Below are 13876 nucleotides of genomic sequence, written 5' to 3'. Positions count from 1 at the left end.
TCACACCCATTTGGCCCCTTTGGCCAGGCCGCCAGCCTTTGCGTATTCCTGCGTGCCCTGGGTGTAGACCTTGTCGCCGTCCACGATATCGCTGGCCTTGAAATCGTTCTGGCCCTTCAGGCGGGTATAGATCGGATCGAAGTCCTGACCGGCGGTGGCCTCCATCAGCTCCTCATAGGAGTTGATGACAAAATAGGTCTGCTGGAAGTCATCGTAGCGGTAGTCGGTGCGCATCACGCGTTCCAGATCGAAATGAACCCGGTTGGGCGAGCGGCCCTCCAGGGCAAACACCGATTCAGACTGGCTGGAGACGATACCCGCGCCATAGATGCGCTGGCCTTCAGGCGTGTTGATGAGGCCGAACTCCACCGTGTACCAGTAAAGCCGGGTGAGATTCTCGATCATGCCGTGCTTTTCAGCCTTTGCCCCGCCCTTGCCGTAAGCCTGCATATAGTCGGCAAAGACCGGCTGGGTCAGCAGCGGCACATGGCCGAACACGTCGTGGAAAATGTCCGGCTCGGGCAGGTAGTCCAGCTTGTCGGCATCGCGGATGAAGCGTCCGGCGACAAAGCGGCGGTTGGCCAGATGGTCGAAAAAGACATCGTTGGGGATGAGGCCGTGAACGGCGACGACGGTCCAGCCGGTGAGTTTTTCCAGCTTCTCGTTCATGCGGCGGAAATCGGGAATGCCGCCCTCATTCAGGTTCAAGAGTTCCAGCCCCTTGAAATGTTCCGGCGCGGCGCGGCCCTGCAACACCTTCATCTGGCGCTTGTAGAGCGTGTCCCACACGCCGTGCTCCTCCGGCGAATAGCGGTCCCAGCATTGGTCAATCGTATGGTCAGCTGCGGGGGTCTGCTCGGCGATTACGGGATCCTGCACAGGCATGGCTCGCTCCGGATTCGATAAACTTTTCCGGCAAGATAAAGCAAGGCCCCCCGCTTGCGCGAGGGGCCAAGCTGCACGGCGCATGTTTTTATCCGCTTACCGGACGCACAGCACGTCGGCGAGGGCGCCGTTGGACTGCCCGGTGCGGGCATCACCGATAAAGTAGTGATTGCTGCGTCCCTGGTCGGTGATGGTGTAGTAGGCTGCACCGCGGAAGCCCTCACCCCGGCAGAGCGCGTCCGCCGTCACCTGATCGCAGGCCGAGTTGTTGAAATTGCTCATGCAGCGCGCGACCGGAGCCCCGCTAATGCGCGGATTGGCAAAATAGGTGCTTTGCGCGCCACGCGTGCCGCCAAACACAGACCCCGGACGCAGATTGGAGCCAGGGCCGGGGTTGAAGCCCGGATTGGGAGCGGGCGTGGGCGGGTTGTATTGCGAGGTCGGGGAGGCCGAGCTGATCTCGCGGTCAAGGCCCATGCGGCGCAGGTCGGACGCTTCATTGCGGAGCGTTTCGCAGCGGCCGCCGAAATTGGCGTGCTGGCAGACGATCCACTCTCCGCTGAGCACACGCAAGGAGCGCGGACGGTCGTTGAACTGGATCGAATTGAAGTTCGACACATTGTCCATGATGAGGCGCGCCTCGCCGCCGAAATTCGGCTCGGAGAACATCATCAGCGCCTCGCGCCCGCCCCGGCGGAAATCAACCGGACGTGCCGAGCTTATCTGGTTGTTCCAGCCGCTGGTCAGTTGCGGGGCGTCCTGCCAGAAAATCTGGCAGCGGCCGCGATAGTTGATGTCGAAGCAGATCTCCCAATAGCCTCTCGATATCCGGAAGGAGCTGGGCACGTCATTGAAGTTCATCCGGCGAAAGTCGGGCGCATCCCCGTCCAGGCGAATGGAGCGCCCGGTGAAGTTTGGCCCTTCAAAAAATTCGATGACCGGCGCGCCACCGCCGCCTCCGGGGCGGCCACGCTGGGCCTCGGCGTCCAGCGGGACAAGCACGAAAGCGGCAGCCGCCGCTCCCAATGCAACAATACACTTGGCCAGGTTCATTACCGATACTCCCTTTCCAGCCTGTTCATGGCAGAAAGAGTGGTCTTTGCGCCGTGAACCCCCGATGAAAGCGCTTATGTGCTTTCGTTCATCTCTAATAGCCCATTGCGGCGCCGTCGGTACGCATTTCTGATGCGCCGGTGAGCACACCGGTCACCGGATCACGGCGGATTGCCTGATAACCGCCAAATCCGCCATCGCTGCTTCCGAGCACATGGCCGCGCCGCTCCAGCTCCTCGCGCACATCCTGCGGCACGCCGCTTTCCAGATGCACCACGCCAAGCCCCGCAGGCGTTCCCAGCCCGTCTGTCGGCTCTGTGGAGCCTTCATGGCGCCAGCGCGCACTATCGCCTGCCTGCTGCAGGTTCAGGCCGAAATCGATCATGTTGGACAGCACCTGCACATGGCCCTGGGGCTGCATGGCACCGCCCATCACGCCAAAGCTCAAATAGCCCTGGCCCTCATAGGTCACCATGCCGGGAATAATGGTGTGGAAGGGGCGTTTGCCGGGCTCGTAGACATTCGGGTGATCGTCGTCCAGCGAGAAGGCTTCACCCCGGTTCTGGAACATGAAGCCCAGCCCGTCGGCCACGATACCGGCACCCATACCGCGATAGTTCGACTGGATCAGCGACACCATCATGCCGCTGGAATCGGCGGTGCTCAGATAGGTCGTGTCATTGTGCTCGATCTGGGGCGGATCACCCGGACCCACCTGTTCCATCGCCCGCTCCATGGAGATCAGCGCGCGCCGTTCGGCGGCATACTCATCTGACAGGAGCCATTCCACCGGTGCAGGCTGGAAAGCCGGGTCAGCGTAAAAACGCGCCCGGTCCTCGAAGGCGAGGCGTTTGGCCTCGATCATCACGTGCAGCGTGTCGGCGCTCATATAGCCCATGGAGGTGAGGTCGAAGCCTTCGAGTATCTGCAGCATCTGCAACACGCTCATGCCCTGGCCCTGCGGCGGTATCTGCCAGACATCATAGCCGCGGTAATTGACCGTGACCGGGTCCACCCATTCTGAAGTGTGGGCAGCAAAGTCCTCATAGCGTAGCCAGCCGCCGATACGGCGCATATAGGCGTCTATCGTGCGGGCGATCTCGCCCTCGTAATAGGCATCCCGCCCCTGTTCGGCGAGCAGGCGGTAGGTGCGGGCCAGATCCGGATTGCGGAAAATCTCGCCCTCGGCGGGCGCGCGTCCGTCAGCGTTCAGATAGGTTGCGCGGGCATTGTCAAACTCGCTGAACTGGCCTGCCTCGTAGCGCTCCTGGAAGATGCGCATATTGCGCTCCCAGTAATAGGCAATGGTGTGGCTGACCGGAAAGCCGTCCTCCGCGTAGCGGATGGCGGGCGCCAGAACCTGTTCCATCGGCAGGCGGCCAAAGCGCTCATGCAGGGCAAACCAGCCATCAACGGCGCCCGGCACCGAAACGGCCAGCGGGCCGACAGGCGGGATTGTCCCCTCCGGCGTCAGATTGGCGCGCACGGTCTCGATATCGAGACCCATGGGCGAGCGGCCTGCGCCATTCAGCCCGTAGACCTGCTGTGTCTCCGGGTCATAGACCAGCACGAAAATATCGCCGCCAATTCCGTTGCCGACCGGCTCCATCAGGCCCAGCACCGCGTTCATCGCGATAGCCGCGTCAACCGCATTGCCGCCAGCCTTTAGAATGTCGATGCCGACCATGCTGGCCAGCGGCTGCGCGGAGGCGGTTACGCCATTGATCGCCTGAATGGGCGAGCGGGTGGCGAAATGATCTCCGGTCACCCGGTCGCCGGGGTGGAAGGTCTGAGCGGCGCTCGCCGGAACCAGATGGGTAAAGGCCATGACGGCTCCTGCAGCCAGAAGTGCGTTCAGCGTTTTCATAATGCTCCCCTTCGCCCCGTCAGCTTGTTTGGGGCTGTTTCTTGGACCACATCATGGCGGCGGCTTGCGCCGGTGCAAGCAAAACCCCAGCCTGTTCACGTGCGTGTGACGTCAGTTGCCGTCATCGCTCCCGCTGCGGCGCTGACGGTCCAGAAGGCCGCGCAGGAGATCGGCCGGGGTTGGCTGGGCCTGCTGCTCCTCGCCCTCTTCCGCATCCTCGCCGGAGCTCTGGCCGGGCAGGATACGGTCCAGTAGTCCGCGCGCCTGGCCGGTTGCCAGTGCGCGCGCAACCGATTCAAAGTCGATGCTGAAAGACGGGTTGGCGAAGCTGTCGCGCACCCGCACCGGCACGGCAATCCCGCCCAGCTCCGGCGTGCCGCCCTGGCCAGCCAGCGAGGCGACGGCGCGCGGCGAAATGCGGTAGTCCATCGACTGTTCCACCAGATTGAACTCGCCTGTGCCGGTAACCCGCAATAGCGGGCTGAGCATGGACAGATCGTTGTTCGTCAGGACGCCATTGCGGATATTGAACGTGCCGCCCAGCTCGCTGAAATCGGTTTCTTCCTCCGGTCCGAAGCCCTGGGGAAGCTGGCGAGTGGTGATCGCTGTCTGCACGCCGCGAAGGATACGCGCCAGGTTGAAACCTTCAATCGCGCCATCGCTCAGGCGCAGATCGCCGCTGCCCGACAGTGACCGCATGATCGCTGCCGTGCTGGCGCCCGAACTGGTCAGGTCAATCGTGAAATTGCCCAGGCCCCGCAGTGCCGAAAAATCGGCTGCCGCACCGAGGAAGGGCTGGGTCTGCAAGCCCCGCAGCCGGGCGTTCAGTGAATAGCTGGGCGTCGTGCTGCGTGCATTGACAACGAGCTGGCCCGAACCGCTACCTCCATAGAGCGTGAAGCGTGACAGATCGGCCACCAGGCGCCCATTGGTCAGGCGGGCATGGACAGCGGCCTCGCTTGCCTCGACATCGCCGAAGATCAGCCGTCCGGCGCTGAGGCGCAAGTCAGCATCCACCAGTCGCAGGGCGGCCAGATCGATTTCCTCGGTGCTCCATTCGGTCTGACCGCCCGCAGCCGTGCCGGACTGTTCGGCGGGCATATATGGGTTGAGGTTCAGGACAGGGATAACCATCTGGCCGGTCAGCATGGGGCGTTCACGCTCCGTCTGTACGGTCAGGGAGCCCGTTGCGGTGATCTCGTCGAGGCGCAGCCGTGCGTTTTCGAACCGAAGTTCGCCGGGCACGCTGGTCAGGCGCCCGGATGTTGATGCGCTGCGCAGGGCCGAGCCGGGCGGCAAGGGCTCGCCGGCAAGCCGCGCCAGACCGGGAATATCGGTCTGGACACTGGCGTCGCCAGCCAGATCAAACGTGCTGCTTTCCAGCACATTGCCGTCGAAACTCACGGTAAGCGGGCTGGAGCGAACCTCCAGCGTCAGAGGGGTTTCACGCCCCTCCATGAACGGGCGCAGGCCGCCGAGCCGGGTGTCGAAAGCAATCCTCTCGCCGCGCAGCACAAAGTCGCCGTCCATGCGCGCTTCGCGGTCCAGATCCTCTGCCTGCAGCCGGACATTGAGCTGCGAAACGTCCCAGGTGTCGGTTCCGTCGGAATAGCTCAATGCGCCGTTTTCAATGCGGATGCCGGAAAACGTCCCGTCGAAGGGAAGCGCGCCGGGCTGGCGGAAGCCGCCATTACTGTCGGATGGCGGCGCAGCTTGCGCTTCCTCAGCGGAGGCAAATGTCCAGTTATTGCCGCGCGCGTTTTCGCGAAGACGGATAACCGGCTCGACCAGCACGAACTCGCTGACCTCCACCCGGTTGGAAAACAGCGGCCAGAGGGCGAGGCCCAGGCGCAGCTCGGAGAGTTCGGCAAACGCCTCCTCGCCAAACCCTTCCGCATTGCCGATGGAAACATTGCCTGCACTGATCTGGATGGAGGGCAATATGGTCAGCCCGATATCGCCGCCAATGCTCACCTCGCGCCCCAGCTGCTCGCTGGCCCGTCGCTCGATTTCGCCGCGCCAGTTCTCCGGGGTGAGCAGCGCGGGTACCAGAAGGGCGGCGGCAACAGCGATCCCCGCAAGGACCAGAAGAATCATAAGCAGGCGGCGCATGACGTGAACTCCGGTATTACCAGCAGGCGAGGGGTCAACGGAAACAGTTCCGTAGCGGTCCGGGTTATGTTTAACTTCTCGGGACAATTGTTTCCATCGTGGCGGGCCGGAAAAATGAATCCTGGTGCGCCCGTCATTGTCCTGAAGGGGGAGTGGTGATGAATAACGAACTGAAAATTGATCCCGCATTGCCGCCGGTGCGCATGGACCGGCGCGAGCTGCTGATGGGGCTCGCAGTTGGTACGGTCGTGCCGTTCGTTGCCGGGTGCACGGCGCATAACGAGGCGCTGGGCCGCAGCCAGCTCATGCTCGTCTCTGATGCCCAGATCGCCCAGCTCTCCCAGCAGACATGGCAGCAATCGCTGCAACAGGAACGCGTCACCCGCGATGCCAGCAAGCGCAATCAGGTCAACCGGGTCGGCCAGCGCATCGCGCAAAGCTCCGGCATGACCCAGCATGACTGGGAATTCGTCGTGTTCGACAATGACCAGGTCAATGCCTGGGTGCTGCCCAATGGCAAGGTGGCGGTCTATTCGGGCTTGCTGGACGTGGCGGGCAATGACGACCAGCTGGCCGCCGTGATCGGCCACGAGGCCGGCCACGTGGCAGGCCGTCACGCGCAGGAGCGTGCCTCCCAGCAGATGGCAGCCGGCGTGGGGGCCGGACTTGCCGCCGTCGCGCTGGACCAGGGCGGGGTAAGCAATGCCGGCATGTGGGCCGGTGTGCTGGGCGCGGGGCTGACCTTCGGCGTTCTGCTGCCCTATTCGCGCCGCCACGAATACGAGGCCGACCGGCTGGGCACCGACTACATGGCCAGAGCCAATTACCGCCCCACCGAAGCGCTCACCTTCTGGAACGGCATGATGGCGCGCAGCGGGGGTTCGGGCGGTCCGCCTGCCTTCCTGTCGACGCATCCGTCAGACGCCCAGCGCATGCAGGCTCTGCAGAGCCATATCACCTCGAGCGGCTACGCCTGATACACTGAGCTACATCACATGGCCGCCGGTCTTGCATCGCAGGTCCGGCGGCGCTATGTCAGCGCTCCCGCCGCCTTGAGGCTTCGCCCTCGCGCCGGTTTTGCGTGCCGCCTTAGCTCAGTTGGTTAGAGCGCTAGATTGTGGATCTAGAGGTCCCCCGTTCGAGCCGGGGAGGCGGTACCATTCAACTGCCGTGACAAGCTGGGGTTTTGGTGCCGCCGCGCATCAGGCAGTCCCGGTGTTGTCACATATGCGTGACAACCGCACACGGCCAATGGAAACACCCCTCATTCCGACCTAGCCTTCCCGCACAAATCCGGGGAGGGATAATATGCTGTTGCGTTTCCTTGTAGTTTTGTCCGCCGCCGCGCTCTGCATGACAGCTCATGCGCAGGACGGCGATCATGGGCCGCTACAGCCTGTGGACCTGTTCGCGATGGAAGCGGCAGCGGATGTGCAGATTTCGCCGGATGGCCAGCGCATCGCCTATGTGCGCCGCACGAACGACATCATGACCGATCGCGCCCGCAGCAGCATCTGGATAGTGGACTATGACGGGCGCAACCATATGCCTGTCGCTTCCAGCGCTTCGGCAGACTTCACCAGCCCGCGCTGGGCGCCTGACAGTGGCAGGCTGGCCTATGTCGCCAGTACGGGCGGAATCCAGGAATTGCGCCTGCACTGGGTGTCCAGCAGCCGTGATGCAGCGATCAGCCGCCTGCCGGGCACGCCGGCGGGACTGCAGTGGTCTCCAGATGGCAACCGGCTGGCCTTTGCCAGCTTCTCCCCCGGTTCGGGTCCGTCGCCAGCCTCCCTGCCGTCACGCCCCGAGGGTGCGCAATGGGCCGAACCCGCCCGGGTGGAAGAGCGCATGGTGTTCCGCGCCGACGGGCGGGGGCTGGTGCCCCACGGCGTACAGCAAATATTTGTAATCGCCGCGGAGGGCGGGACACCCGTTCAGGTGACAGACGACATCGAGGGCGTTGCTGCCGACTTTGCGTGGACACCTGATGGATCGGCCCTGATTGTCTCTGCTGACCGCCGGCCCGGCCGCAATGCGTCTCCAGCAGACACCGAGCTTCACCGCATCGATCTCGCCTCCGGCACCATCACGCAACTGACTGACAGGCGGGGACCGGACAGCTCTCCGGCTGTGTCGCCCGACGGACGCCGGATCGCCTATCTCGGATACGATCAGCGCTATCTGGGTTTCCAGACCCAGCGCCTCTATGTGATGGACATTGACGGCAGCAATTCGCGTGTGATCTCAGCCGATTTTGACCGCAGCCTAGCCAACCCGGTGTGGGCGCAGAACGGGCGCGGCGTCTATGTCTCCTTCGTCGATCAGGGCGAGGTGAAGATTGCTCTGATTACGCTGAACGGCGATGTCCAGGTGCTGGGCGAAGGGCTGAGCGGTTCCAGTTTCGGTGTTCCGTATGCTGGCGGCACGTTTTCGGTATCGCCCCGGACGGGCAGGTTTGCCGGAGCCGTTTCGTCGCCGCTGCGTCCGGCCGAAGTGGCTGCAGGAGACCGGCGTAGCGGGCTGCGGCGCATAACCTCGCTTAACGAGGAGCTGTTGTCGCGGCGCCATGTGTCTGACGCCGAAGAGATCTGGTGGGCTTCGCCCCATGACGGGCGCCAGATACAGGGCTGGGTTCTTCACCCGCCCGGATTCAATCCCGGCCAGACCTACCCGCTATTTCTTGAAATCCATGGCGGTCCATTTGCCGCGTACGGCCCGACCTTCACCGCCGAGTTACAGCTCATGGCTGCTGCGGGATATGTCGTGATCTACACAAACCCGCGCGGATCAACGAGCTATGGCGAGGAGTTTGCCAATCTCATCGACCGCAGCTATCCAGGCAATGATTACGATGACCTGATGGGCGGCGTCGATGCCCTGATTGCGCGCGGCTATATCGATGAGGACCGGCTTTTCGTGTCGGGCGGATCAGGCGGCGGCGTGCTCACGGCGTGGATCGTGGGCAATACGGACCGGTTTGCGGCGGCCTCGACCGTCAAGCCGGTGATAAACTGGGGCAGCTTTGTCCTCCACGCCGACCTGACGAACGTCTTCTATCGCTTCTGGTTTGATGCACCGCCGTGGGAAGACCCCGAAGCGTACTGGCGCCGGTCGCCGCTTTCTCTGGTCGGCAATGTGACAACGCCGACCATGGTGATGGTCGGCGGCGACGATTTGCGAACGCCGGTATCGGAGTCCGAGCAATACTACACTGCGCTGCGCATCCGGGATGTACCAACCCGCCTGGTTGTCATCCCCGGCGCGCCCCACGGGATCACCGCTTCACGGCCCAGCCGCCTTTTGATGGTGGTTGCAGAAAACCTGCGCTGGTTCGCCGAACACGACCCGGCAAACCGCACAGACGAGGATTAGGCTGTCAGACTGGCTTGTTTGGCTCGGGCGGCGCTCAGCATTTTCCACAGGAAAGTGCTGGCGTTGTGCGCCTTGCAGGGCGCAGCTTGCTTAACGATAGGTTAATCTGTCACAGAGGGTGGCCCAAAAATATGATGCCGGTTGAGGGGCCGGGGCAGGGAGCAGGCATGGCGAGACTGACCAGCACAACCGGCACCAGCTTTATCATCCTTGATGATGGCGAGCTTTACGACGAGGCCGATATCGACCGGATCTGCGAGCGCCATGCCATTGGCGATGCGGACCAGAAGATGGCGCTCTGGCGCCTGCTGGAGGATTGCGGGCGCGCGCTGATCGACCAGAAGCGTCTGCAGACGCGCCGCACCCAGATTGCCCGCCTGCGGCAGGACTTGCAGATGGGGCTGCGCCTGACCGGCCAGCTTGCCGGTCTGGTTCCCGACGCGGCCCATCTGCGCGATGATACCCCCACCATGACGTTGACGCGCCGCCACCTTGCCGCGCTGCGCGAGGCCGAGCGCCGTCTTGATGCTGGCCATGACGGGAAAACCCGTACCCGGCTGGAGGATGCCGCTCCGGCGCTGGAATGCCTGCAGCGCGTGTTCGAGATGGCTCTGGAAGCGTGCGGTGAACGCGAGGATGAGGAGGGGCCGGAAAGTGTGTGGCGCGCCGCCGTTACGGCGTTCTATTCGCGCGCCCTGTCACGGCCCTGGTCGCGCCAGGGCGATAATGCCGGTGAACGTTTTCTGGCCGATTGCCGTATTGCGCTGGAACGGGCCGATGAGGATGCTGAAGGGGCAGAGCGCGTCAGCCCGGTGCGTCTGGCGAGCCAGACGCCGGGCTGATCTGTGTCAGTTTCCGCTTTCGCGGCGCTCCTCGACGAGGGCGCGCGCCGCATCTTCGCTGTCGACCGCCTCGATGGACGCAATCCGGCAGCGCCATCCGTCATCGGGAATGACGAACTCGCTCATGGGCTGGCAGATGCGCTGATTGCCGGTGATCGAGGTGGCGATTTCCACACCGAAATTCAGCCCCGAGCACCGCGTGGCCGTGGTGACAAGGAAAAAGTTCCTGGCACCTGAGCGCAGGATCAGATGGCGGTCGTCAATGACCGAATAGCCACTGATGCTGCCGATCTGCACGCAGCGGTCCGATTGCACGCTTTCACCGGCCATGGCTGTGCCTGACAGGGTGATTGCAGCGCCTGCAGCCGCTATAGCTGCGGCAATACGAGAGATGGTTTCGAGTTTCGCCACCATGGTAACGCGAACCTTTCCTGTCTTCTTGTGTTCCTGCCCGGAACCGGAGGCGCCTGCAGAGAGGCTGGTATGCGTAAGGACGCTCCACGCGTGTGCATAATCGGTGCCGGGGCAGCCGGGCTTGCACTGGCGTATGCGCTATCCTTGCGAGGAATTAATACGCTTATTTGTGACGCTGGTAAGGCAGGTCATGGCGCTTTGGCGGCATCTGCCGGCATGATCGCCCCCGGAGCGGAAATCTGGGAGGCGCGAGACAGCGCCTCTCCTCTGGCCGGGGCGTTTGCTGCACTGGCCCGGCACAGCGCGTCGCACTGGCCGGAATGGGCGCACCGCCTGTCTGCCGAGACGGGTATGGATGTGGCCTACAGGGCCTGTGGCTCGCTGATACCGGTACGCCAGACAGGCATGGCGCAATGGCTGGCAGGCAGAGATATCGAGGCGGTTTCTCTCGATGCTGGTGCCGTCCGCGCCCGCATGCCGGGGCTCGTCCTGCCAGACGGTGCAATTTTCCTGCCCGGCGATGCGCAGATATCAGCGCCGCACCTGATCTCTGCACTGATGGCCGCCCTGGCCGGGCGCGGCGTGAGTGTGCGCGAAAATGCGCGCGTGGCCACGCTGCAGCGGCACGGGGATGTCTGGCAGGTCCGGCTCGCCACAGGAGAGATGATTGAGGCCGATTTCGTGGTGCTGGCGGCCGGCTGGGCGGCTGCAGACCTGCACAGCGCGGCGGCCGGTATCTATCCGGTCAAGGGGCAGGCCGTGATGCTGGATGCGGGTACGCAGCCCGACTGGCCGCTATTGCGCGCGGGCGACGTCTATCTTGCTCCCAAGCCCGGCGGGCGTCTGCTGGTGGGTGCCAGCGTAGAGCCGGGCAGGAGTGATGCCGCGACAGAGCCGGGCATGGCCACTGCGCTGATCGAACGCGCGGCCCGCTATCTGCCGCACATCGCGTCAATGCCCCGGCTGGCGCACTGGGCCGGTATCCGTCCGGCGCTGCCGGGTCTGATGCCGCGCGCCGGGCTGGCCGAGCCGGGCCTTGTGGTGGCGCTGGGTGCCTACCGGCATGGCGTCATGCTCGCTCCCGCCATCGCTGAGGGACTTGCCGGGCTTATCGATGAGAGCAGGGCGGATATGCTTCTTGCCCCGTTCGCGCCGGACACGGTTAACGAAGGCTTATCCTCCGCCGGGTGAGATGGGGACGAAGCGATTCTTTTACCGGAGCGTACCGTTCTCATGCCCGACCGCATTGGCAACGCGCTGGCAGGCCAGCTGCAGAACACATTCTCGCCGTCGCGGCTGATTTCAGATGCAGCCAGCGCCACGGGTGCCAATTTCGACTTTCTGATGCGCACGGCGGCCCGCGAAAGCAATTTCGATGCGGGTGCGCGCGCCAGCACGTCCAGCGCATCGGGCATGTTCCAGTTTATCGAGCAGACCTGGCTTGCCATGGTTGCCCGCCATGGCGAGCGGCATGGTTATGGCGATATGGCCGCCTCTGTGCGTCAGGATGGCAGCCGGTTTGTCGTGGATGATCCGGCGCGCCGCCAGGAAATTCTCGACATGCGCTTTGATCCGCGCGCGGCCAGCCTCATGGCGGGCGAGCTGACGGCGGAGAATGCGGCGATCCTGCGCTCTGCCACGGGGCGTGAACCCACAACCGGTGAGCTCTATGCGGCCCACTTCCTGGGCGCGTCGCGCGCCGCACGCCTGATCGAGACGGCGCATACCAATCCGGACATGCGCGCCGATGCGCTGTTTCCCGATGCGGCCTCGGCCAACCGGCGCGTATTCTTTGACGGTGCGCGCCCGCGCAGCGCTTCCGAACTGTTGTCGTTTCTGACCCGCGAGCGGCCGGTGGCCAATGTGCCTGATACGGTTACGACGCCACGCATGGTGGCCGATACACAGGCCGGTGCCAGCCTGCAACGCGTTCGCGAGAATCTTCGCGCCGGGGTTTCGGGATATGCCACAGGCGGCGCACCGGGCGCGGTTCTGTCTCCGGCTGTGATGGAAATTCTCAACACGCTGGACATGCCGCTGCGCAGCCGGGGGCGGCGCTCCTGACGGTTTGCCTGACGCGCAGCAATAACCCGTTAAGATTTCAGGCGCACGCTTCCTGGTGCCGGTTGTCCTTGTTGCTTGGGAGTATGGGACCATGAGCGTAAAGGCTTTAAGAGCGCGTCTCACCCGTGAGGACGTTGCCCGCCTTGCCAGTGCACAGGATGATGAGGGCCGTGCCCTCGCCGCGCGCAAGATATGCGCCCGCATCTCCATGCCGGGCCTGTCGGACAGTGACCGCGCCGCGGCCAATGCCATTCTGGAAGTTCTTGCCAATGACGCGGCAGAGATCGTGCGGCGTGCGCTGTCGGTCACGTTGGCGCGCTCACCGAGCCTGCCGCGCGATGTTGCGCGCAAGCTGGCCGCTGATATCGATTCCATTGCCGTGCCGGTTATTGCCGGCTCACCATCCCTGACTGAGGAAGACCTCACCGAGATTGTCCGTTCGGGGATCGTTATCCGCCAGCTGGCCATTGCCGGACGTGCGGAAGTGCCAGGCAAGGTGGTGCGCGAACTGGTCATGCGCGGCGCAGACCCGGCCGTCCAGCGGGTGATCGCCAATGATGGCGCGCATTTCGATGCCGGCTCCTACGCCCTGACCTTTGAGCGCTATCACGACCAGCCTGCCATGCTGGAGAATTTCGTCGAGCGCGCCAGCCTGCCGATGGAAGTCACCGAAAAGCTCATCAACGTAATTTCAGAGACGGCTGTGGAGCGCCTCGTTTCGCGCCATGCCTTGCCGGCGCAACTGGCCGTCGAGCTGGCTGAAGCCACACGCGAGCGCGCGACTGTCGATCTGGTCGAGCAGGCAGGGCTGACCCCTGATCCGCGCCGCTTCGTGCAGCAATTGCAGATGAACGGGCGGCTGACGCCCTCACTGATCCTGCGCGCCCTGTTTCGTGGCCATATGAGCTTTTTCGAGCACTGCATGGCCGAGCTTGCCGGGATACCGCACGCCAAGGCGTGGCTGCTGATCCATGATGCAGGACCGCTGGGGCTTGATGCGGTGTTTGAGCGTTCCGGTCTGCCGCGGCGTATATTGCCGGCCGTGCGCGCTTCGGTGAGCGCCTATCATTCGCTGGAGATTGGCGGGCAGGGGCCCGAAGATATCGTGAAGTTCAGGGCGGCGCTGACCCAGCGCATCTTCACCCAGTTCCAGGGCGCGCCGGAAGCCGACCTTGAGTACTGCATGGCGCGTCTTGAAGCCGATATGGGCGCCGTCACCGGCGATATCGCCCCGCCGGCAGCCCGAAAGGCAGGCTGACCGGTCTTT

11 protein-coding genes and 1 tRNA gene are annotated in these 13876 nt (G+C 63.8%); 7 read left to right on the top strand and 5 right to left on the bottom strand.

All coding sequences use genetic code 11. The features are described from left to right. The 4 genes from phhA to AB6B38_RS06115 all read right to left on the bottom strand — a co-directional run bounded on the left by phhA (nucleotide 1) and on the right by AB6B38_RS06115 (nucleotide 5917). Nucleotides 1–885 (bottom strand): phenylalanine 4-monooxygenase, encoded by an 885-nt coding sequence (phhA, locus tag AB6B38_RS06130; RefSeq protein WP_371394896.1) that lies wholly within the window; start codon nucleotides 883–885, stop codon nucleotides 1–3. A 96-nt stretch (nucleotides 886–981) separates the two neighbouring features. Then, nucleotides 982–1938 (bottom strand): beta/gamma crystallin-related protein, encoded by a 957-nt coding sequence (locus tag AB6B38_RS06125; protein ID WP_371394895.1) that lies wholly within the window; start codon nucleotides 1936–1938, stop codon nucleotides 982–984. 94 nt (nucleotides 1939–2032) lie between these two features. Continuing rightward, the gene (ggt, locus tag AB6B38_RS06120) at nucleotides 2033–3805 is read right to left on the bottom strand and encodes a gamma-glutamyltransferase (RefSeq protein WP_371394894.1); all 1773 of its coding nucleotides are present in this window, start codon (nucleotides 3803–3805) and stop codon (nucleotides 2033–2035) included. Nucleotides 3806–3916: 111 nt separating this feature from the next. Further along, nucleotides 3917–5917, bottom strand: a complete 2001-nt coding sequence (locus AB6B38_RS06115) for an AsmA family protein (protein ID WP_371394892.1) — start codon at nucleotides 5915–5917, stop codon at nucleotides 3917–3919. A 203-nt stretch (nucleotides 5918–6120) separates the two neighbouring features. Here AB6B38_RS06115 and AB6B38_RS06110 point away from each other — a divergent pair, with 203 nt between their 5' ends. The 4 genes from AB6B38_RS06110 (at nucleotide 6121) to AB6B38_RS06095 (ending at nucleotide 10131) form a co-directional block, all read left to right on the top strand. Next, the gene (locus AB6B38_RS06110; RefSeq protein WP_371394891.1) at nucleotides 6121–6894 is read left to right on the top strand and encodes a M48 family metallopeptidase; all 774 of its coding nucleotides are present in this window, start codon (nucleotides 6121–6123) and stop codon (nucleotides 6892–6894) included. A gap of 106 nt (nucleotides 6895–7000) precedes the next feature. Next, nucleotides 7001–7077, top strand: a tRNA-His gene (locus tag AB6B38_RS06105). A gap of 148 nt (nucleotides 7078–7225) precedes the next feature. After that, nucleotides 7226–9289, top strand: coding sequence for a prolyl oligopeptidase family serine peptidase (locus AB6B38_RS06100; RefSeq protein ID WP_371394890.1), 2064 nt, complete (start codon nucleotides 7226–7228; stop codon nucleotides 9287–9289). Nucleotides 9290–9456: 167 nt separating this feature from the next. Further along, nucleotides 9457–10131 carry a hypothetical protein gene (locus AB6B38_RS06095; protein ID WP_371394889.1) on the top strand — a complete coding sequence of 225 codons (675 nt, stop codon included), beginning with the start codon at nucleotides 9457–9459 and terminating at the stop codon, nucleotides 10129–10131. A gap of 6 nt (nucleotides 10132–10137) precedes the next feature. Here AB6B38_RS06095 and AB6B38_RS06090 read toward each other — a convergent pair whose 3' ends face one another. Continuing rightward, on the bottom strand, nucleotides 10138–10545 hold the full coding sequence (locus AB6B38_RS06090) for a DUF6491 family protein (RefSeq protein WP_371394888.1): 408 nt from the start codon (nucleotides 10543–10545) through the stop codon (nucleotides 10138–10140). A gap of 69 nt (nucleotides 10546–10614) precedes the next feature. On the opposite strand from AB6B38_RS06090, the gene AB6B38_RS06085 reads away from it, so the two are divergent. The 3 genes from AB6B38_RS06085 to AB6B38_RS06075 all read left to right on the top strand — a co-directional run bounded on the left by AB6B38_RS06085 (nucleotide 10615) and on the right by AB6B38_RS06075 (nucleotide 13867). After that, nucleotides 10615–11736 (top strand): NAD(P)/FAD-dependent oxidoreductase, encoded by a 1122-nt coding sequence (locus AB6B38_RS06085; protein ID WP_371394887.1) that lies wholly within the window; start codon nucleotides 10615–10617, stop codon nucleotides 11734–11736. Nucleotides 11737–11778: 42 nt separating this feature from the next. After that, on the top strand, nucleotides 11779–12609 hold the full coding sequence (locus tag AB6B38_RS06080) for a hypothetical protein (protein ID WP_371394886.1): 831 nt from the start codon (nucleotides 11779–11781) through the stop codon (nucleotides 12607–12609). Between the two features lie 91 nt (nucleotides 12610–12700). Next, nucleotides 12701–13867: a DUF2336 domain-containing protein gene (locus AB6B38_RS06075; RefSeq protein ID WP_371394885.1), complete on the top strand. Its 1167-nt coding sequence runs from the start codon at nucleotides 12701–12703 to the stop codon at nucleotides 13865–13867. Nucleotides 13868–13876: the final 9 nt, after the last annotated feature.

This window comes from Glycocaulis abyssi, from assembly GCF_041429775.1.
GTDB classification, from domain to species: domain Bacteria; phylum Pseudomonadota; class Alphaproteobacteria; order Caulobacterales; family Maricaulaceae; genus Glycocaulis; species Glycocaulis abyssi.
The sequence above is the reverse complement of the archived record's forward strand: the minus strand, read 5'-3'. Positions and strand labels throughout refer to the sequence as shown.